The sequence below is a fragment of the Lancefieldella parvula DNF00906 genome, assembly GCF_000758945.1.
Taxonomy (GTDB): Bacteria; Actinomycetota; Coriobacteriia; order Coriobacteriales; family Atopobiaceae; genus Lancefieldella; species Lancefieldella parvula_C.
The window spans coordinates 1-13,631 of record NZ_JRND01000030.1 but is presented as its reverse complement, the minus strand read 5'-3'; the positions used below and the strand labels follow the sequence as shown (position 1 = coordinate 13,631).

The window sequence follows — 13,631 nt, the reverse complement described above, 5'->3', positions numbered from 1 at the left end:
CCAGCAAGCCGATGACCTGCTGGCGGGTACATTTTTAACGCACTAAAAGTTGAAGCTGCAACTTAGTAGTTGAGGGACTGCTCCTCGAAGTATGCCTGTGGGTGACCGCAGACTGGGCAGACCTTTGGTGCAGATGCGCCAACGTGCAGGTGACCGCACTTGAGGCACTTCCAAACCTTGACACCCTCGCGCTCAAAGACCTCACCGGACTCAACGCGCTCAAGAAGCTTCTGATAGCGCTCCTCGTGAGTCTTCTCGATGTTGCCGACAAGACGGAACTTAGCAGCGATCTCTGCGAAGCCCTCCTCCTCAGCTACCTTAGCGAAATCAGCGTACATGGTAGTCCACTCGTAGTTCTCACCAGCAGCTGCGTCCTTGAGGTTCTCTGCAGTCTCTGGAATCTTGCCACCGTGGAGATACTTGAACCAAAGCTTAGCGTGAACTTTCTCGTTGCCAGAAGTCTCGGTGAAAATGTTGGAAATCTGCTGATAACCATCTTTTGCAGCCTGGGAAGCATAATAGCTGTACTTGTTGGTAGCCTGGGACTCACCAGCAAAAGCTGCCTCGAGGTTCTTCTTTGTCTGAGAATTCTCAAAATCTACTGCCATTTTTTCTCCTCTCCCGCGTTAACGAGTGGCACGTCAACGCATGTCAAAGCGCTTGTGAGCGCGATGTTAAGCGCCTGGGTAGCGCTGTGTTACCTGTGGTGAACAAATGCAAATGATAATCATTAGCACTTATGTTCATATACTGGCCCCTTCGTCAGCACTATGAATTATAACCATTTAAGGCAACCAATATTCATTATTTTTCTGACAAAAGCCTTCCTTCGCAAGTTCTTCAAGTAAGCCAAGGGTAACCTGCTCATCAAGGGTTTCTCGCCCCGCATTGACCTCAATCTGGCAGAGCTCCTGGTGAAGCGTCTCAAACACCGCTCCTCCCTCGTCTTTATGGGCGAGAAGAACGCGCAAGAGCTCAGCTCGCTTCTGCCGATGAGATCCCTCAAAGCGTGACTGCTTGACGTGACTTTTTGACCTTCGCGAAGGGTTGGGAATGGTTTTCTTCAGGTACGCACCATAGTCGAGAAGGGCGTAGTACCAGCTACGTGGTGTGAGCTCCGCTGTGGCATCATTCTCAGTACTATCAGCGTCCGCGGCATTCGCGGCGGTGTCCACAGCGGTATCAGCGCCCGCTGTGCCGTCGGCGTTCCCGGCGTCCTCAACACTCGCAGGGCACGTTAGCTCTACCAGCGGGACAAGCTCGGAGTCTGGCACGCCCTCTGCCTGCGGATACAGCTCGTGCAGGAAGACCGTGCGCACGTTAGTCTCCAGGTAAACACCGTGCAGGTTGAACGCGAACGCACAAATACCCGCAGCAGTTGCGGGGCCAATACCTGGAAGCTTTACCAGCTCCTTTGGATCTTGTGGAAAGACTCCGCCGGCCTCAGATATTGCCTGAGCTGCTCGATGCACGGACAAAGCACGACGGTTGTAGCCCAGGCCCTGCCATTCTTCAAGCACGTCCGAAGGCGCTGCGGCGGCCAGCGCATCAACCGTTGGGAAGCGCTCCAGCCATCTCTGCCAGCGGCCATCTACACGGCTGACCTGCGTCTGCTGAAGCATAACCTCAGAAATCCAGATAGCATACGGGTCATACGTGCGACGCCAAGGTAAATCGCGATACAATTCGCGACCTTTCTTGGCTACGAACTCGACAAATGCGCGCAACTCCGGAGTGAGTTCTGATGCGGGTTCCACTTCGCCACTCATTTTTGTATGTGAGATTTTCTTATCGACCAATATTGAACTCGTAAGGCTTTTTCTCAGCAGAAATAACCTCACCATCAAGCAGATTGTCAAAGGTGCCGGCGGTAATCTCAGCCTCAATAGCGGCAGCGGCATTCTGGATAATCTGCTCGTTGCGCTGGGCGTTCTCATTCTTTACCAGCTGGAACTCGCCCACCATCTCTGGCATAAGACCCTCTACAACAACTTGATGCAGAGTCACGGACGCAAAGAAATTACGCAAGGTTTTCTCGGCACTGCACCAAAGGGGTCCAAAATAGCACGAATTATGACGAGGGCATGGCTCATTATTAGGACCTGCCCACTCACAGCTAGAAATGAAAACAGGTCCCTGAACTGCCTCAACAATGTCAAGAACGCTCACCTCAGTAGGATCAATGGCCAGCATCATGCCGCCATGAGCGCCGCGCGTGCTGACAATTACGCCTGCAATGACCAGGTCATGCTGGATTGAGCGAGCAAAGGAGTATGGAATATCGTTTTCTTCTGCGGCGTCGCGAACAGAAAGAAGCTTCTTTGGGCTTCTCACCAGCGAAGAAAGCATGCGGATTGCATAGTCAGTTTTGCGCGAAATTTCCATTGGTTCTCCAAGTACCCCTCGTACGTCTGCTTGAGGGACTGCTTTTCTCACTTATCTGGCTTGTGACCAGGTCGGCCGTTGTTACAGGTTGGTTCTTGCTATCGGTTCAGGTGCTGCTCTTAGTTCAGTCGTTACTCTTAGTTCAATCTTTGCTACCAGTTCAAAATTTTCCAGCCGCGCTTGTTTGCAAGTCTGGCAAGCGTTGGACCAGGGCAAACGGCGCACGGCGTTTGAGCTGCCGACAAAAGCGTTGCGTCCGAGTAATGATCACCGTACGCGTACGCAATCTCCCAGTTGCCCTCGCCAAAGCGCTGGTTGCACCACTCGGTTGCCGAGACCAACTTCTGAGCGCCCTCGATCACGGGACCGTCAACCTTGCTGGTATAGTGCCCGTCCGCTCCCACCTGCATCTTTGTGGCGAGAAACGCGTCCACTCCCAGCTTCTCTGCGGCCAATTCCGCGATAGGTTCAAACGTTGCTGAAACTAACAGCACGCAGCAACCTTCTGCCTGCCGACGACGCACCTCTTCCAGCGCCTGAGGGCGATACATCCCCTCAATAACCTCGCGATGAAAATCGTGCATGACAGCATTTGCAAACTCAACGCTATACTGCGTAAGTGCACCAACAACCAGCTCACGCGCCTCTTCCTGCCTTTGAGGAAGGTGCAGCTTGTAGCGAGCTCCCCACCACACAAGCTTGAGCGTGCGTGCAATTGAGGACAGATGACGGCGAAGCAAATACGCAGAGAACAAGAGTCCTGACTGTCCAGAAATGACGGTTCCATCAAAATCAAAAACAGCAATTTTCTTGATCAAATCTGAAGTGTGTTCCGTATTGGAAGATTCTGCGGATATGGAACTTACGCTATCGCGTTGCGACAGCGCATCCAAAGTATTCTGATTCCGCACAATCCACCTCACTTTACCTCTGCTTTTAAATGTTTCTGTAGCAGAAGCACTTTGACACATTCTGATGTAAAGATATCACACAATGCTCTATTTTCTGACTTGGTTTCAATAAATTAAAGATGTAATTTAAATCTTTTATGCTGGACTTTTTTGGTAATGAAAAAGCCCTCCGAAGAGGGCTTGAACATGCAATGGCGGGATATGCGGGGCTCGAACCCGCGACCTCCGACGTGACAGGCCGGCGCTCTAACCAGCTGAGCTAATACCCCGGACACCTTGTTGCGAATTGAAATAATACAGGGAACTTTTATTCTTGTCTAGCGTTATTTTCAACGAATTTGAAAATTTTCTTGAAAATAACCACTTGGCGAGAATAACCGCAGTTCAGAAGCGTGAACGCTCACTAGAAATCCACAACTTCCTTACGAAAGTTCTACTGAAGAGCAACGCTAGTGGTGTTCCCCGTGGAATCAGTTACCTTAAGCGTAGTTCCATCAAGCGTAGCTGCGGTGATGGTTCCGTTTCCACCAACAGCCTTGCCGTCCTTATCGGCAATAAGTGTTGGAAGAGAGCCGTCTACCAGGGCACATGCAACAACATCCCAGCCAGAATCGCGATTCTCCGGAACCAAAATGGTGTCGTTGAAAAGAATCAGACTGGTAGGAGTTCCCTCTACCTCAAACAGAACGCTCTTTGTTCCTGAATCACTAGTGCGAACAACAGCGGTTTTACCGTCGCTCTGCTTCTCCAGGGAATACTTCAAGCCGTGGAAGGTAACCGAGCCGTCAACCGACTGCTCGTCCTGCTGCTTCTCGTCAGCGTAAGCGGACTGGGTCTGCTTTGGCTGCTGACTTGCAGATTCACTCTTAGTGCTTGTAGCACAGCGCACGATAAAGAACAGAGCAGTAAGCGCAACAATAGCTGCGACCACCAAAATGATGACCGATTTTCTATTTGGAGGTTCTGGCGTGTTATCGGCCTGTCGTGGGCTCTGAGGGATTTGTGCGCCCTGACCTGCACGAAGCGTTGAAATATTCTTCATGTCAACCGATGAAGCCTCAGGGGTCTTCTCGCCAGATGAACTTGTTCTCATGTGGTTTGCCATGCTTAAACCTCCCGACGTGCCTCAATTGCACGTCCCAATGTTACCTCATCTGCGTACTCAAGGTCTCCGCCTACGGGAAGTCCGCTTGCCAGTCGGGTAACCGTCATTCCAAGCGGATTGATAGTTCTGGAGAGGTACGTTGCGGTTGTTTCTCCCTCAACGTCCGGATTAGTTGCCAGAACTACCTCGGTAACGGTGCCATCGGCCAAGCGGGACAGCAACTCGCGCACGTGGAGCTGCTCGGGACCAATCTTGTCCATAGGCGAGATTACGCCGCCCAGAACGTGGTAGAGGCCGTGAAACGCACCGGTACGCTCGATTGCCGAGACATCCTTAGGCTCGGAGACCACGCAGATTTTACTGCGGTCCCTGGAAGAATCCAGGCAAATATCGCATTCGTCGCGCGTTGCGTAGTTGAAACAGGTAGGGCAAAAATGCACCTGCTGCTTAAGCTCCAAGATAGCCTGCGCCAAACGGCGAGCCTCCTCGGAATCAACCTCTAGAAGATGGTAGGCTATGCGCTGAGCAGACTTTGGACCAATGCCTGGTAGTCGACCTAACTCGTCAAGCAAACGCTGCAGCGCACGACCATCATTTGTGGTATCAAACGCCATGGATTAGAACAGTCCTGGGATATTCAGTCCGCCAGTTACTGCGCTCATCTGGGCAGATGCCTGAGACTCAGCAGACTCAAGAGCATCGTTTACGGCTGCCAGAATCATGTCCTGGAGCATCTCGATATCCTCAGGATCAATTGCCTCAGGATCAATGGTGATATTGGTCAGGCGCAGGTCGCCGGATGCGGTTACCTTAACAGCACCGCCACCAGCGCTTGCAGTTGCCTGCATAAGAGAAGCCTTCTGCTGAGCTTCCAGCAGCTGCTCCTGCATTTTACGAGCCTGAGCCATCATCTGATTGCGGTTCATGCCGCCCATGTTAAATCCACCACGTGCCATATGTTCTCCTATCGTCATATCTATTTTAGACAAGTTGCGCTTTTTGCGCTGGCGCATGAGAAGCCATGCACCAAAGCGTCATATCGCGAGAAGTACTAGTTGCTTGCAGGATCTGCGGGAGTTTCGGCATCCAGCTTCTTCTCTACTGACAAAGAAACCGCTGGTCCAAATACCTTCTCAAGCATATCTGCCACGCTGTTGAGCTCTGGAGGAAGTGCTGAACGAGCAGCAATATCCTCTGGTGAAGCTGGTACTGGAGTAGGCTTTGGAGCCGGAACTGGTTCGGGTTCAGGCGCCGCAGGTGCGGGCGCTGGTGCGGGTGCGGGTGCAGCCGCTGGTGCAGGCGCAGCCGCAGGTGCAACTGGAGCCGCTGATGCTGGCGTAGGCGCGACTGGAGCTGAAGCGACATCTTCAACGGAGTTGTCCAAAACCGCAGCTACATCGTCTTCGCTGTAAGGTACCTGGTCGTAGTCGAGAGCCTCAGTAGGCGCACTGCCAGACGCAGGCTCATCCCAAGGCATCGGATATGACACCTCTGGCGCTGGTGCAACGGGAGCTGCAGGTGCTGGAGCAGGCGCAGGTACCTGAGCGGGAACAGCGGCAGGAGCGGGCTGCACAACTGGCTCAGGAGCTGGTGCGACGGGCGCAGCAGGAGCCACTGGAATTGCGGGCGCGGGTGCAGGAGCCGGAGCCGGCACCTGAGCTGCACGTTTTTCTCGAGAGATTGCCGTTGCGGCAAGGCTCGACTCAACATATTTGATGCGTCGCGGTCCCATAACCTGGGCAACGCACTCTTTTACAAACTCGGAAACTGCAGGCGCACTGAGCATCCTCATGGCAAACGAAGAGCCCTTTGGCAGCGTAACTACCAGCTCAGAACCATCGTCGGACTCAAGCGTTGAGCTGACCAGCAGTGCTGCATGAGCAGCATTTTTGGAGGCACAAACCTTGCCGACTTCTTTCCACTGTCTGACGAGAAGTGCGTCTGCCTGGTCAACTTCCTTTGGAGCAGGCGCAGGTGCAGATTGTGGCGCAGGTGCCGGTTGCGGAGCTGGCGCCGGCTTTGGTGCAGGTGCTGGGGCCGGTGCGGGAGCTGGCGTAGGTGCAGCTACAGGAGCTGGAGCCGCCGCTGGTGCGGGTGCAGGGACGGGAGCCGGCGCGGCAACAGGAGCTGCCTGCGGCGCCGGAGCCGAGACAGGTGCGGGAACTGCGGGTTTCTCGCCAGCAGGAACAGCAACAACACGATTTGCTAGCTGCTGCTCAAGGACTGCTACCCTATCGGCCAGTGCTTCCAATGAAAGCTCCGTGTTAGGACGCGCTAGCTTGGTAAACGCAACCTCCAGGACAAGTCGCTGATTCACGGCGGTGCGCATCTGATTTGCGGCATCACCCAGAACGGTCAGAACCCTGGAGAGCCTATCAACCGACCCAAAAGCCTGAGCTTCTTTAGTAAGCTGCTCATTTGATGCGGTGGAATTTGCCAGCGCTGGAGAATCAACGCCTACAGCTGCGGCAATGTAGAGATCTCTTACGTGGACGGCAAGCTCACGAGTGAACTGCAGCAGATCTTTGCCGCCTTCAAACAGCGTATTTACCGTGGTAAAGAGCGAAGAAATGTCTCGCTGAGCCAGAGCCATCGCAGCATTGTTAATAAGAGAGCCGGATGACTGGCCCAAAACGTCGCGAACCGTCTGCTCAGAAATGACGCCGCCGCCATAAACGGAGAGCTGCTCAAGAGAAGAGAGGGCGTCGCGCATACCGCCACGCGCATGACGAACAATAAGATCAATAGCTGCGTCTTCGTAGGTAAAGCCCTCGTTTTTGCAGACGTTGACCAGGTGTTCTGCCATCTCGTCAGCAGCAATGGAGCGGAAATCAAAGCGCTGCACGCGAGACAGAATAGTTGCAAGAATTTTCTGAGGATCGGTGGTACACATGATAAACGTCACGTGTGAAGGAGGCTCCTCAAGCGTCTTGAGCAGGGCATTAAATGCCGCCGAGGTAAGCATATGCACCTCGTCGATGATGTAGACCTTGCCCTTGCCGCGCACAGGAGCATAGCTGGCGCGAGAAATAATCTCTTCTCGCACGTTATCAACGCCAGTGTTAGAAGCGGCATCAATCTCAAAGACGTCTGGATGCTGACCAGCAGCAATCAGCTGACAGTCCTCACAAGTGCCGTCGGGCAGATGACCAGGCGCCTCGTGACAGAGGATGGCCTTTGCCAGCAAACGAGCCATAGTGGTCTTACCTGTGCCGCGAGGTCCGCAGAACAGGTATGCGTGGCTAAGCTTTTGCTCCAAGACCGCTCGCTCAAGGGTGCCGACCACATGCTTCTGGCCAACCACCTGCTCAAACGTTTGCGGGCGATACTTTGTATACAGTGATTCCATTCGTCCTCCGACGGCAGATTTTTCACTTTCAAGTATACCCTCTGAGTTGAGAGGGTTTCTCGCCAAACAAAAACGGGGCAGCCGAAGCCACCCCGATTCTGTACTTTGCGGTCTTTGCGCGAGCAAATACCTGCTACTCTGCAGCCTCTTCGGTTGCAGGTGCCTCGACCTCAGCCTCAGCCTCTGGCTCTGCAGCTGGTGCGTTCTTTGCGAACTCAGCAGCACGCTTTGCCTTCTCAGCAGCCTTAGCCTCAGCAGCAGCCTTACGAGCAGCCTCCTGCTCAGCAGCCTTAGCAGCCTTTGCCTCCTTGGCAGCCTTAGCAGCCTCGAGAGCAGCGTTTGCTGCGCCACCGAACTTGTCGGCGAAGCGCTGGACACGTCCACCAGTGTCGACAAGCTTCTGCTGACCCGTATAGAATGGGTGGCACTTGTCGCAGAGGTCAAGACGCATCTCTGGAACAGTTGCGTGTGTGGTCCAGGTGTTTCCGCAGGTGCAGCGAACGGTGCACTCTACGTACTCTGGATGAATACCTTGCTTCATGCAGGACTCCTTACATCGGCCCTGGTTTCCGACCAGAGCAGGGGTGTCTTTATGAGCACGTGCTCAATCAAGACAATAAGCTGAAAAAGTATAGCAGAACAACCCTTCTGTTGCTAGAACTAGTTGGCGAGAAATTCACATTTTGTGCAGATAATTCTTGTGTGCAACAACTGTGCAACAACTGCAAAACAACTTTTTTCTTGCACACGACAACTTTAGAGATACGCCTAATGGGCTAAAATCCAATACATCATATAAAGCTGGTCTACAGCCTCCGGAGGCATAATGTTTTTATCGATTGATGTGGGTAACACGCAAACTGCCATTGGTTTATTTGACAGCGAAGGCACTATGGTGCGCGGCTGGAGAATGCCTACCGATCAAAGCGACACCTCCGATATTTTGCACGGTCGTCTCTTCACGTTCTTCCAGAAAGATGGACTGAGTCTAGACGACGTTGAGGCGGGCGGACTCTCATGCGTGGTTCCTGTTATCACACGTGCTTGGCAGCGCTGCTTTGAGCTGCTGCTTAACAAGCCTCTGACCCGCATTAACGCGCTTTCCACAGATAAGATTCGCTTCAATATCCCCCACCCCGAGCTTGTTGGTGCCGACCGCGTAGCAAATTCCGTTGCCGCAACTGAGCGCTATGGCTATCCAGTTATTGTGGTTGATTTTGGCACCGCAACCAATTTGGACGTTGTTGATAAGGACGGCGTATTCCGCGGAGGCGCTATTTCACCAGGTATTATGATTTCTGCAAACGCTCTGTTTGCGCGCGCAGCTAAGCTTTCTAGCATTCCTATCAAGGCTCCCGAGACCGTCTTGGGTAACACTACAGAAAGCGCTGTTCAGGCAGGTATTGTAGTAGGCGCCGCCGCTCAGGCAGAGGGTCTGGTTGCCAGAACGCTCAAAGAGCCTGGTATTGAGGGCGCAACTGTTATTGCAACGGGTGGCCTGGCAAACACCGTTAGCGAAGCAACAGATGTCTTTGACGTGGTTGATCCGCAGCTTACTATGCGTGGCATTTATCTGATCTGGAAGCAGTCTGCTCAAGCCGCCAAGTAGGTAACGCTGCAGGCGCGCTACAGCCGGCAACTCGGCAATCGGACCAGCAGTTAGACCAGCAGCTAAACCGGCGGTTAAACCGCTGGCACAACGGAAGCTTCGTCCTCACTCACAAGGATTTCTTTACCGTCCTGGTCAACAAGGATGGCATGACCCCACACATCAATGCCGCCAAATCGAGCGGTTAGCGCAACGTTGCCGCTGGGGTATACCTTATTGACCTGCTGTCCAAGCAGAGGAACCATATCAAAGTAATCGCTCAAGATCAGTGCGATGGGTCCCGCAAAGCTTCGCGCACGTTTAACCTGCTGCTCCCACACGCTTACGCTCTGAACCACCAGTTCAGAGACCTTTTTGACGAGAAGTTCTGTGTTGTCCGCAACGTCAAATGCTGAGCAAAGCACCTTGGGGTCTGCTGCGATGCTCACCACAGCAAACATACCCTCGTGATAGCCAGCAGTAACCTTGATTGAGGCAACAACCTGGTCTTTATAGCAGATATCGTAAGGCCAACAAATGCCAAAGTTCTCATCTGCTGCACGCAAGAACTGACAAAGTCCCAGCGCTACAACGTATGGAACTGCAGGTACATACGGCATCGAGACCCCTAGACGCACAACAGTTGCAACCTCAAAGGGTTTCTCGCCAGATGATGGGCGCGCTGATGCCGGCGCGCAAGCCGATTCGGTGCAGTCGTCTTGGCCAGATGCAGCACATTCCTGCACGTCAGAGACGCAGAATACAAACTCACCCGTTTGTGCGCCGCCACGTGCTAGTTCTAAAGCTTCCTGTGCTACTCCCACGTAATAGCTCCCAAGTCCTCGGTAACGTGACCAACACGCTGGTCAGGAGGGACAATCTCTACGCCACCGTGCGAGAAGAAGCGCACCGGATCATGCATCAGATCCTCCATAGGAACAAGCACGTAATCGCGCTCGCCCATGCGTGGATGAGGTAGAGTAAGGTGTTTACCTGCGTGTTGTTCGCCCTCAACCCACAGAAGATCGCAGTCGATGGTGCGAGGTCCATGGCCCTCCTCGCCTTTCTTGCGTGTGCGGTTGAGAGCGTTCTCTACCTCAAGCAGCTTATCCATCAGCACCAGAGGATGGAGCTCAGTTCTAATCTCGGCAACGGCGTTTACCACAGGTGTAGCAATACCATATGCAGGCTCAGTTTCGTAGGCGTGGCTGAGAGAAACAACGCAGGTCAGCGGGATCTCGTCGATGAGCTGCGTTGCGCGAGCCAGATAGCCCACGCGGTCGCCTACGTTGGAGCCAAGCGCCACAAATCCCTGACGAGGATCACGCTCGGTCATAGCCCAGTAAGCGTTGATAGCCTGAGCGGTTCCCGCAACATCGTGAACACGCAGGATACGGGCACCGTTGGTGATTGCGGCAATGCAAATTGCATGCGTAGCTGCGTCGCGCTGGGTAGCCTCAGTTACGCCAGAAACAGCGCCGACAAAACGCTTTCTGGACACGGCGCAGAGCAGCGGATATCCCATAGAAACCATCGAACGAGTAGCACGCTGAATAACAACGTCCTCGTCGGCAAACTTGTCAAAGCCTGGACCTGGGTCAATGCAGATGCGGTCCTTGGAAACGCCAGCACGCATAAGACCGCGAGCCTGGTCGCCCAAAAAGCCCATAATCTGGCGCATGATAGGTGCCTCTTCTGGCAAGGTAAAACGGCGCTGCGAACTCAGCGTGCGTGTCTCGGCTCCTGTAGCTGCGGCTCGAGCAGCTGCACTGCCTGTAGGGCGAGAAGGGCGCATGTCGTCCAGCTGCACCTGTTTGCGCTCAACACGAGCACCAAGGCCGTCCTTATTCCAGTGCATCACAATGCAGCCGCAGTCAGACTCCGCAGCTACAGCAACCATTTCTGGATCGGTGAAGCCGGAAACGTCATTGATGATTGATGCTCCAAGGCGGACGCACATCTTTGCTACCTCGGCATGGCGCGTGTCGATGGAGACAATTGCGCCGGCAGCCACCAACGCGCGCACCACAGGTACTACGCGCTCAGCCTCTTCTGTAGGCAGAACAGGCGTGTGACCTGGACGAGTAGACTCTCCCCCAACATCAATGATGTCAGCGCCCTCATCCAGCATCTGTAGACCGCGTGCAATTGCAGCCTCTGGATCAAAGTTCTTTCCGCCATCAGAGAACGAGTCTGGAGTGACGTTGAGAACGCCCATAATCCTAGGACGCGCCAACGAGATAGTGTGAGTTCCACATTGCCAGGTGTTGTAGCTTTGACGAAGCATGAATCCTCCTTGCCAGCTATGAATGTTTCTATTGTAGCGGTATTGGTGGCTACTAGTCGTATACCATGGATTTATTGAAAGTTTATTGCCGCAAACGCACCGCTTGGCGCCGTAACTGGAGCGTGGAACGCGCGCCACTCGCGGCTACTGTGATATATATCCACTGTGGTCTAAACCACCAGGTCACAGTATGAAAGAGGAGTTATGAGCGATACTCGAGAGTACAAGCTGATTTCCTGGAACGTTAACGGTCTGCGCGCCGTGCTCAAGAAAGAGCCTTCGTTCACGGAAATTTTTGAAACCATAAATGCTGATGTATTTGCCCTTCAAGAAACTAAGCTGCAAGAAGGCCAGGTTGAGCTGGATCTTCCCGGCTACGTTCAAACCTGGAACTACGCAGAAAGAAAAGGCTATTCGGGTACAGCGGTTTTCTCGCGAGAAACCCCTTTGCAGGTGATTCGCCAGATTGGATGCCCCGTTGCTGACGACGAAGGTCGCGTGTGTGCGCTGGAGTTTGAGAAGTTCTGGTTTGTGTGCGTATACACGCCAAACTCAAAAGACCAGCTTGCGCGCTTGGACGAGCGTCTTGAGTGGGATCAGCACTATCGCGAGTTCTTGGCTGAGCTGTCTGAGCAAAAACCAGTAATTACCTGCGGTGATTTTAACGTTGCGCACAACGAGATTGACCTCAAGAATCCTTCGTCTAACAGACAAAATGCAGGCTTCTCTGATGAGGAGCGTGAAAGCTTTACCAAATTGTTGGACGCAGGCTTTACCGATACATTTAGGTATCGCCACCCCGACATGACCGGCGCATACAGCTGGTGGAGCTACCGCTTCAACGCTCGCAAGAACAACGCCGGCTGGCGCATCGACTACTTCCTGGTCTCCGATCGCATTGCTGAGCAGGTCAAAAGCGCATCCATCTTGAGCGAGGTCTACGGCAGCGACCACTGTCCCGTTGAGCTGAGCATTGAGCTGTAGTACGCGCAGGTGGCGAGAAGAAAGGTCTTCTCGCCAGGGTTGCCTCATGATGGCGACCATGATTAACTAGAGTTGTCGATTGAGATTCAAAGGAGCACGTCATGCGCATTACTTGCGACGTTCATACTCACAGTCTGTACTCCAGGCATGCCTATTCAACCGTTGAGGAAAACGTTCGCGCAGCTTCTGAGCGTGGCTATGAGCTGCTTGGAATCACCGACCACTTCTCGTCCATGCTGTATGACCAGCAAACTATCAAGAACTTTCAGTTCTATATGAACACCGCTATTTGGCCAGAAACCTGGTACGGCGTCAGACTGCTTCACGGCGCCGAGGTTGATATTGTTGACCTTGAGGGCAACCTGTTTGCCTACGATATTATGTTTGACCAGGGTATTAATGGCGATAAACTCCGTCAGCCTCATATTCTTGGCGAACATATCCTGGGTACCTGCGATTATGCAGTTGCAAGCATTCATAGCAAGCAGTGGGCAGCTGGTGCCTCGCAGAAGCAAATTACCCAAATGTATGTAAATGCACTGGATAATCCACATGTTTTGATTCTTGGCCACCTTGGTCGCAGTGGTTTAGATTTTGATGTTCCTGCACTTGTCAGAGAGTGTCGCGATCGCGGCAAGCTCATCGAGATGAACGAGGCCACGCACGACGAAGGCCAGCGTGAGGTTGCTATTGAGCGTTGTCGTGTGATTGCAGAGACCTGCGCTGAGCTGGGATGCAAGATTTCTTTTGGCTCAGATGCTCACATTGCAACCCGCATCGCCGATGCGCATTCTGTTATTAAGCTGCTTGAAGAGGTTGACTTTCCCGAGGAGCTTATGGCTTGTCGCGATGCCCAGACATTTTTGGGCACCATCGCTGACGCAAAAATTCCACCCTCTAAGCAGGGATATTAAGCCAGACACGAGCACCGCAACTAGGGCGTCACGCTGTTCGAACGGCTGCAGCTCACAACAACATCGCACAAAGAAACAAAGCCGCGTTTTCACGCGGCTTTGAACTGT

Annotated in this window: 14 protein-coding genes and 1 tRNA gene; 3 read left to right on the top strand and 12 right to left on the bottom strand. The window is 53.2% G+C overall.

Going from position 1 to position 13,631, the window contains the following annotated elements:
• Positions 1-62: 62 nt before the first annotated feature.
• The 10 genes from rbr to rpmE form a co-directional block, all read right to left on the bottom strand.
• The gene (rbr, locus tag HMPREF1647_RS06005) at positions 63-608 is read right to left on the bottom strand and encodes a rubrerythrin (RefSeq protein ID WP_035433052.1); all 546 of its coding nucleotides are present in this window, start codon (positions 606-608) and stop codon (positions 63-65) included.
• A gap of 177 nt (positions 609-785) precedes the next feature.
• Positions 786-1,769 carry an HhH-GPD family protein gene (locus HMPREF1647_RS06000; protein ID WP_052039167.1) on the bottom strand — a complete coding sequence of 328 codons (984 nt, stop codon included), beginning with the start codon at positions 1,767-1,769 and terminating at the stop codon, positions 786-788.
• Between the two features lie 19 nt (positions 1,770-1,788).
• Complete coding sequence (locus HMPREF1647_RS05995; RefSeq protein WP_035433047.1) at positions 1,789-2,385, bottom strand: RrF2 family transcriptional regulator; 597 nt, start codon at positions 2,383-2,385, stop codon at positions 1,789-1,791.
• Between the two features lie 152 nt (positions 2,386-2,537).
• Positions 2,538-3,203, bottom strand: a complete 666-nt coding sequence (locus HMPREF1647_RS05990; RefSeq protein WP_262363824.1) for an HAD family hydrolase — start codon at positions 3,201-3,203, stop codon at positions 2,538-2,540.
• A 285-nt stretch (positions 3,204-3,488) separates the two neighbouring features.
• Positions 3,489-3,565, bottom strand: a tRNA-Asp gene (locus HMPREF1647_RS05985).
• A gap of 164 nt (positions 3,566-3,729) precedes the next feature.
• Positions 3,730-4,401 carry a hypothetical protein gene (locus tag HMPREF1647_RS05980; protein ID WP_035433045.1) on the bottom strand — a complete coding sequence of 224 codons (672 nt, stop codon included), beginning with the start codon at positions 4,399-4,401 and terminating at the stop codon, positions 3,730-3,732.
• A gap of 2 nt (positions 4,402-4,403) precedes the next feature.
• Positions 4,404-5,015, bottom strand: a complete 612-nt coding sequence (gene recR / locus HMPREF1647_RS05975; RefSeq protein WP_035433043.1) for a recombination mediator RecR — start codon at positions 5,013-5,015, stop codon at positions 4,404-4,406.
• A gap of 3 nt (positions 5,016-5,018) precedes the next feature.
• Entirely contained in the window at positions 5,019-5,357 is a 339-nt protein-coding gene (locus HMPREF1647_RS05970) for a YbaB/EbfC family nucleoid-associated protein (RefSeq protein WP_012808212.1), read from the bottom strand.
• Between the two features lie 95 nt (positions 5,358-5,452).
• Positions 5,453-7,750, bottom strand: a complete 2,298-nt coding sequence (dnaX, locus tag HMPREF1647_RS05965; RefSeq protein WP_035433041.1) for a DNA polymerase III subunit gamma/tau — start codon at positions 7,748-7,750, stop codon at positions 5,453-5,455.
• Positions 7,751-7,883: 133 nt separating this feature from the next.
• Positions 7,884-8,291: a 50S ribosomal protein L31 gene (gene rpmE, locus HMPREF1647_RS05960; protein WP_035433039.1), complete on the bottom strand. Its 408-nt coding sequence runs from the start codon at positions 8,289-8,291 to the stop codon at positions 7,884-7,886.
• A 285-nt stretch (positions 8,292-8,576) separates the two neighbouring features.
• Between rpmE and HMPREF1647_RS05955 the strand changes: the two genes are divergently transcribed.
• The gene (locus tag HMPREF1647_RS05955; RefSeq protein WP_035433037.1) at positions 8,577-9,359 is read left to right on the top strand and encodes a type III pantothenate kinase; all 783 of its coding nucleotides are present in this window, start codon (positions 8,577-8,579) and stop codon (positions 9,357-9,359) included.
• 74 nt (positions 9,360-9,433) lie between these two features.
• Here the strand turns inward: HMPREF1647_RS05955 and HMPREF1647_RS05950 are convergent, their stop codons facing one another.
• Positions 9,434-10,162: a hypothetical protein gene (locus HMPREF1647_RS05950; RefSeq protein WP_035433035.1), complete on the bottom strand. Its 729-nt coding sequence runs from the start codon at positions 10,160-10,162 to the stop codon at positions 9,434-9,436.
• Positions 10,153-11,625, bottom strand: a complete 1,473-nt coding sequence (gene folP, locus HMPREF1647_RS05945) for a dihydropteroate synthase (RefSeq protein ID WP_035433033.1) — start codon at positions 11,623-11,625, stop codon at positions 10,153-10,155. The genes HMPREF1647_RS05950 and folP overlap by 10 nt, the downstream gene beginning before the upstream one ends.
• 204 nt (positions 11,626-11,829) lie before the next feature.
• Here folP and HMPREF1647_RS05940 point away from each other — a divergent pair, with 204 nt between their 5' ends.
• On the top strand, positions 11,830-12,609 hold the full coding sequence (locus tag HMPREF1647_RS05940) for an exodeoxyribonuclease III (protein WP_035433031.1): 780 nt from the start codon (positions 11,830-11,832) through the stop codon (positions 12,607-12,609).
• Between the two features lie 101 nt (positions 12,610-12,710).
• Complete coding sequence (locus HMPREF1647_RS05935) at positions 12,711-13,523, top strand: PHP domain-containing protein (RefSeq protein WP_035433030.1); 813 nt, start codon at positions 12,711-12,713, stop codon at positions 13,521-13,523.
• Positions 13,524-13,631: the final 108 nt, after the last annotated feature.

Bases quoted from the DNA above. Each gene is read 5' to 3' on its own strand.
- rbr (WP_035433052.1), bottom strand. From the start codon at position 608: ATGGCAGTAGATTTTGAGAATTCTCAGACAAAGAAGAACCTCGAGGCA.
- HMPREF1647_RS06000 (WP_052039167.1), bottom strand. From the start codon at position 1,769: ATGAGTGGCGAAGTGGAACCCGCATCAGAACTCACTCCGGAGTTGCGC.
- HMPREF1647_RS05995 (WP_035433047.1), bottom strand. From the start codon at position 2,385: ATGGAAATTTCGCGCAAAACTGACTATGCAATCCGCATGCTTTCTTCG.
- HMPREF1647_RS05980 (WP_035433045.1), bottom strand. From the start codon at position 4,401: ATGGCAAACCACATGAGAACAAGTTCATCTGGCGAGAAGACCCCTGAG.
- recR (WP_035433043.1), bottom strand. From the start codon at position 5,015: ATGGCGTTTGATACCACAAATGATGGTCGTGCGCTGCAGCGTTTGCTT.
- HMPREF1647_RS05970 (WP_012808212.1), bottom strand. From the start codon at position 5,357: ATGGCACGTGGTGGATTTAACATGGGCGGCATGAACCGCAATCAGATG.
- dnaX (WP_035433041.1), bottom strand. From the start codon at position 7,750: ATGGAATCACTGTATACAAAGTATCGCCCGCAAACGTTTGAGCAGGTG.
- rpmE (WP_035433039.1), bottom strand. From the start codon at position 8,291: ATGAAGCAAGGTATTCATCCAGAGTACGTAGAGTGCACCGTTCGCTGC.
- HMPREF1647_RS05955 (WP_035433037.1), top strand. From the start codon at position 8,577: ATGTTTTTATCGATTGATGTGGGTAACACGCAAACTGCCATTGGTTTA.
- folP (WP_035433033.1), bottom strand. From the start codon at position 11,625: ATGCTTCGTCAAAGCTACAACACCTGGCAATGTGGAACTCACACTATC.
- HMPREF1647_RS05940 (WP_035433031.1), top strand. From the start codon at position 11,830: ATGAGCGATACTCGAGAGTACAAGCTGATTTCCTGGAACGTTAACGGT.
- HMPREF1647_RS05935 (WP_035433030.1), top strand. From the start codon at position 12,711: ATGCGCATTACTTGCGACGTTCATACTCACAGTCTGTACTCCAGGCAT.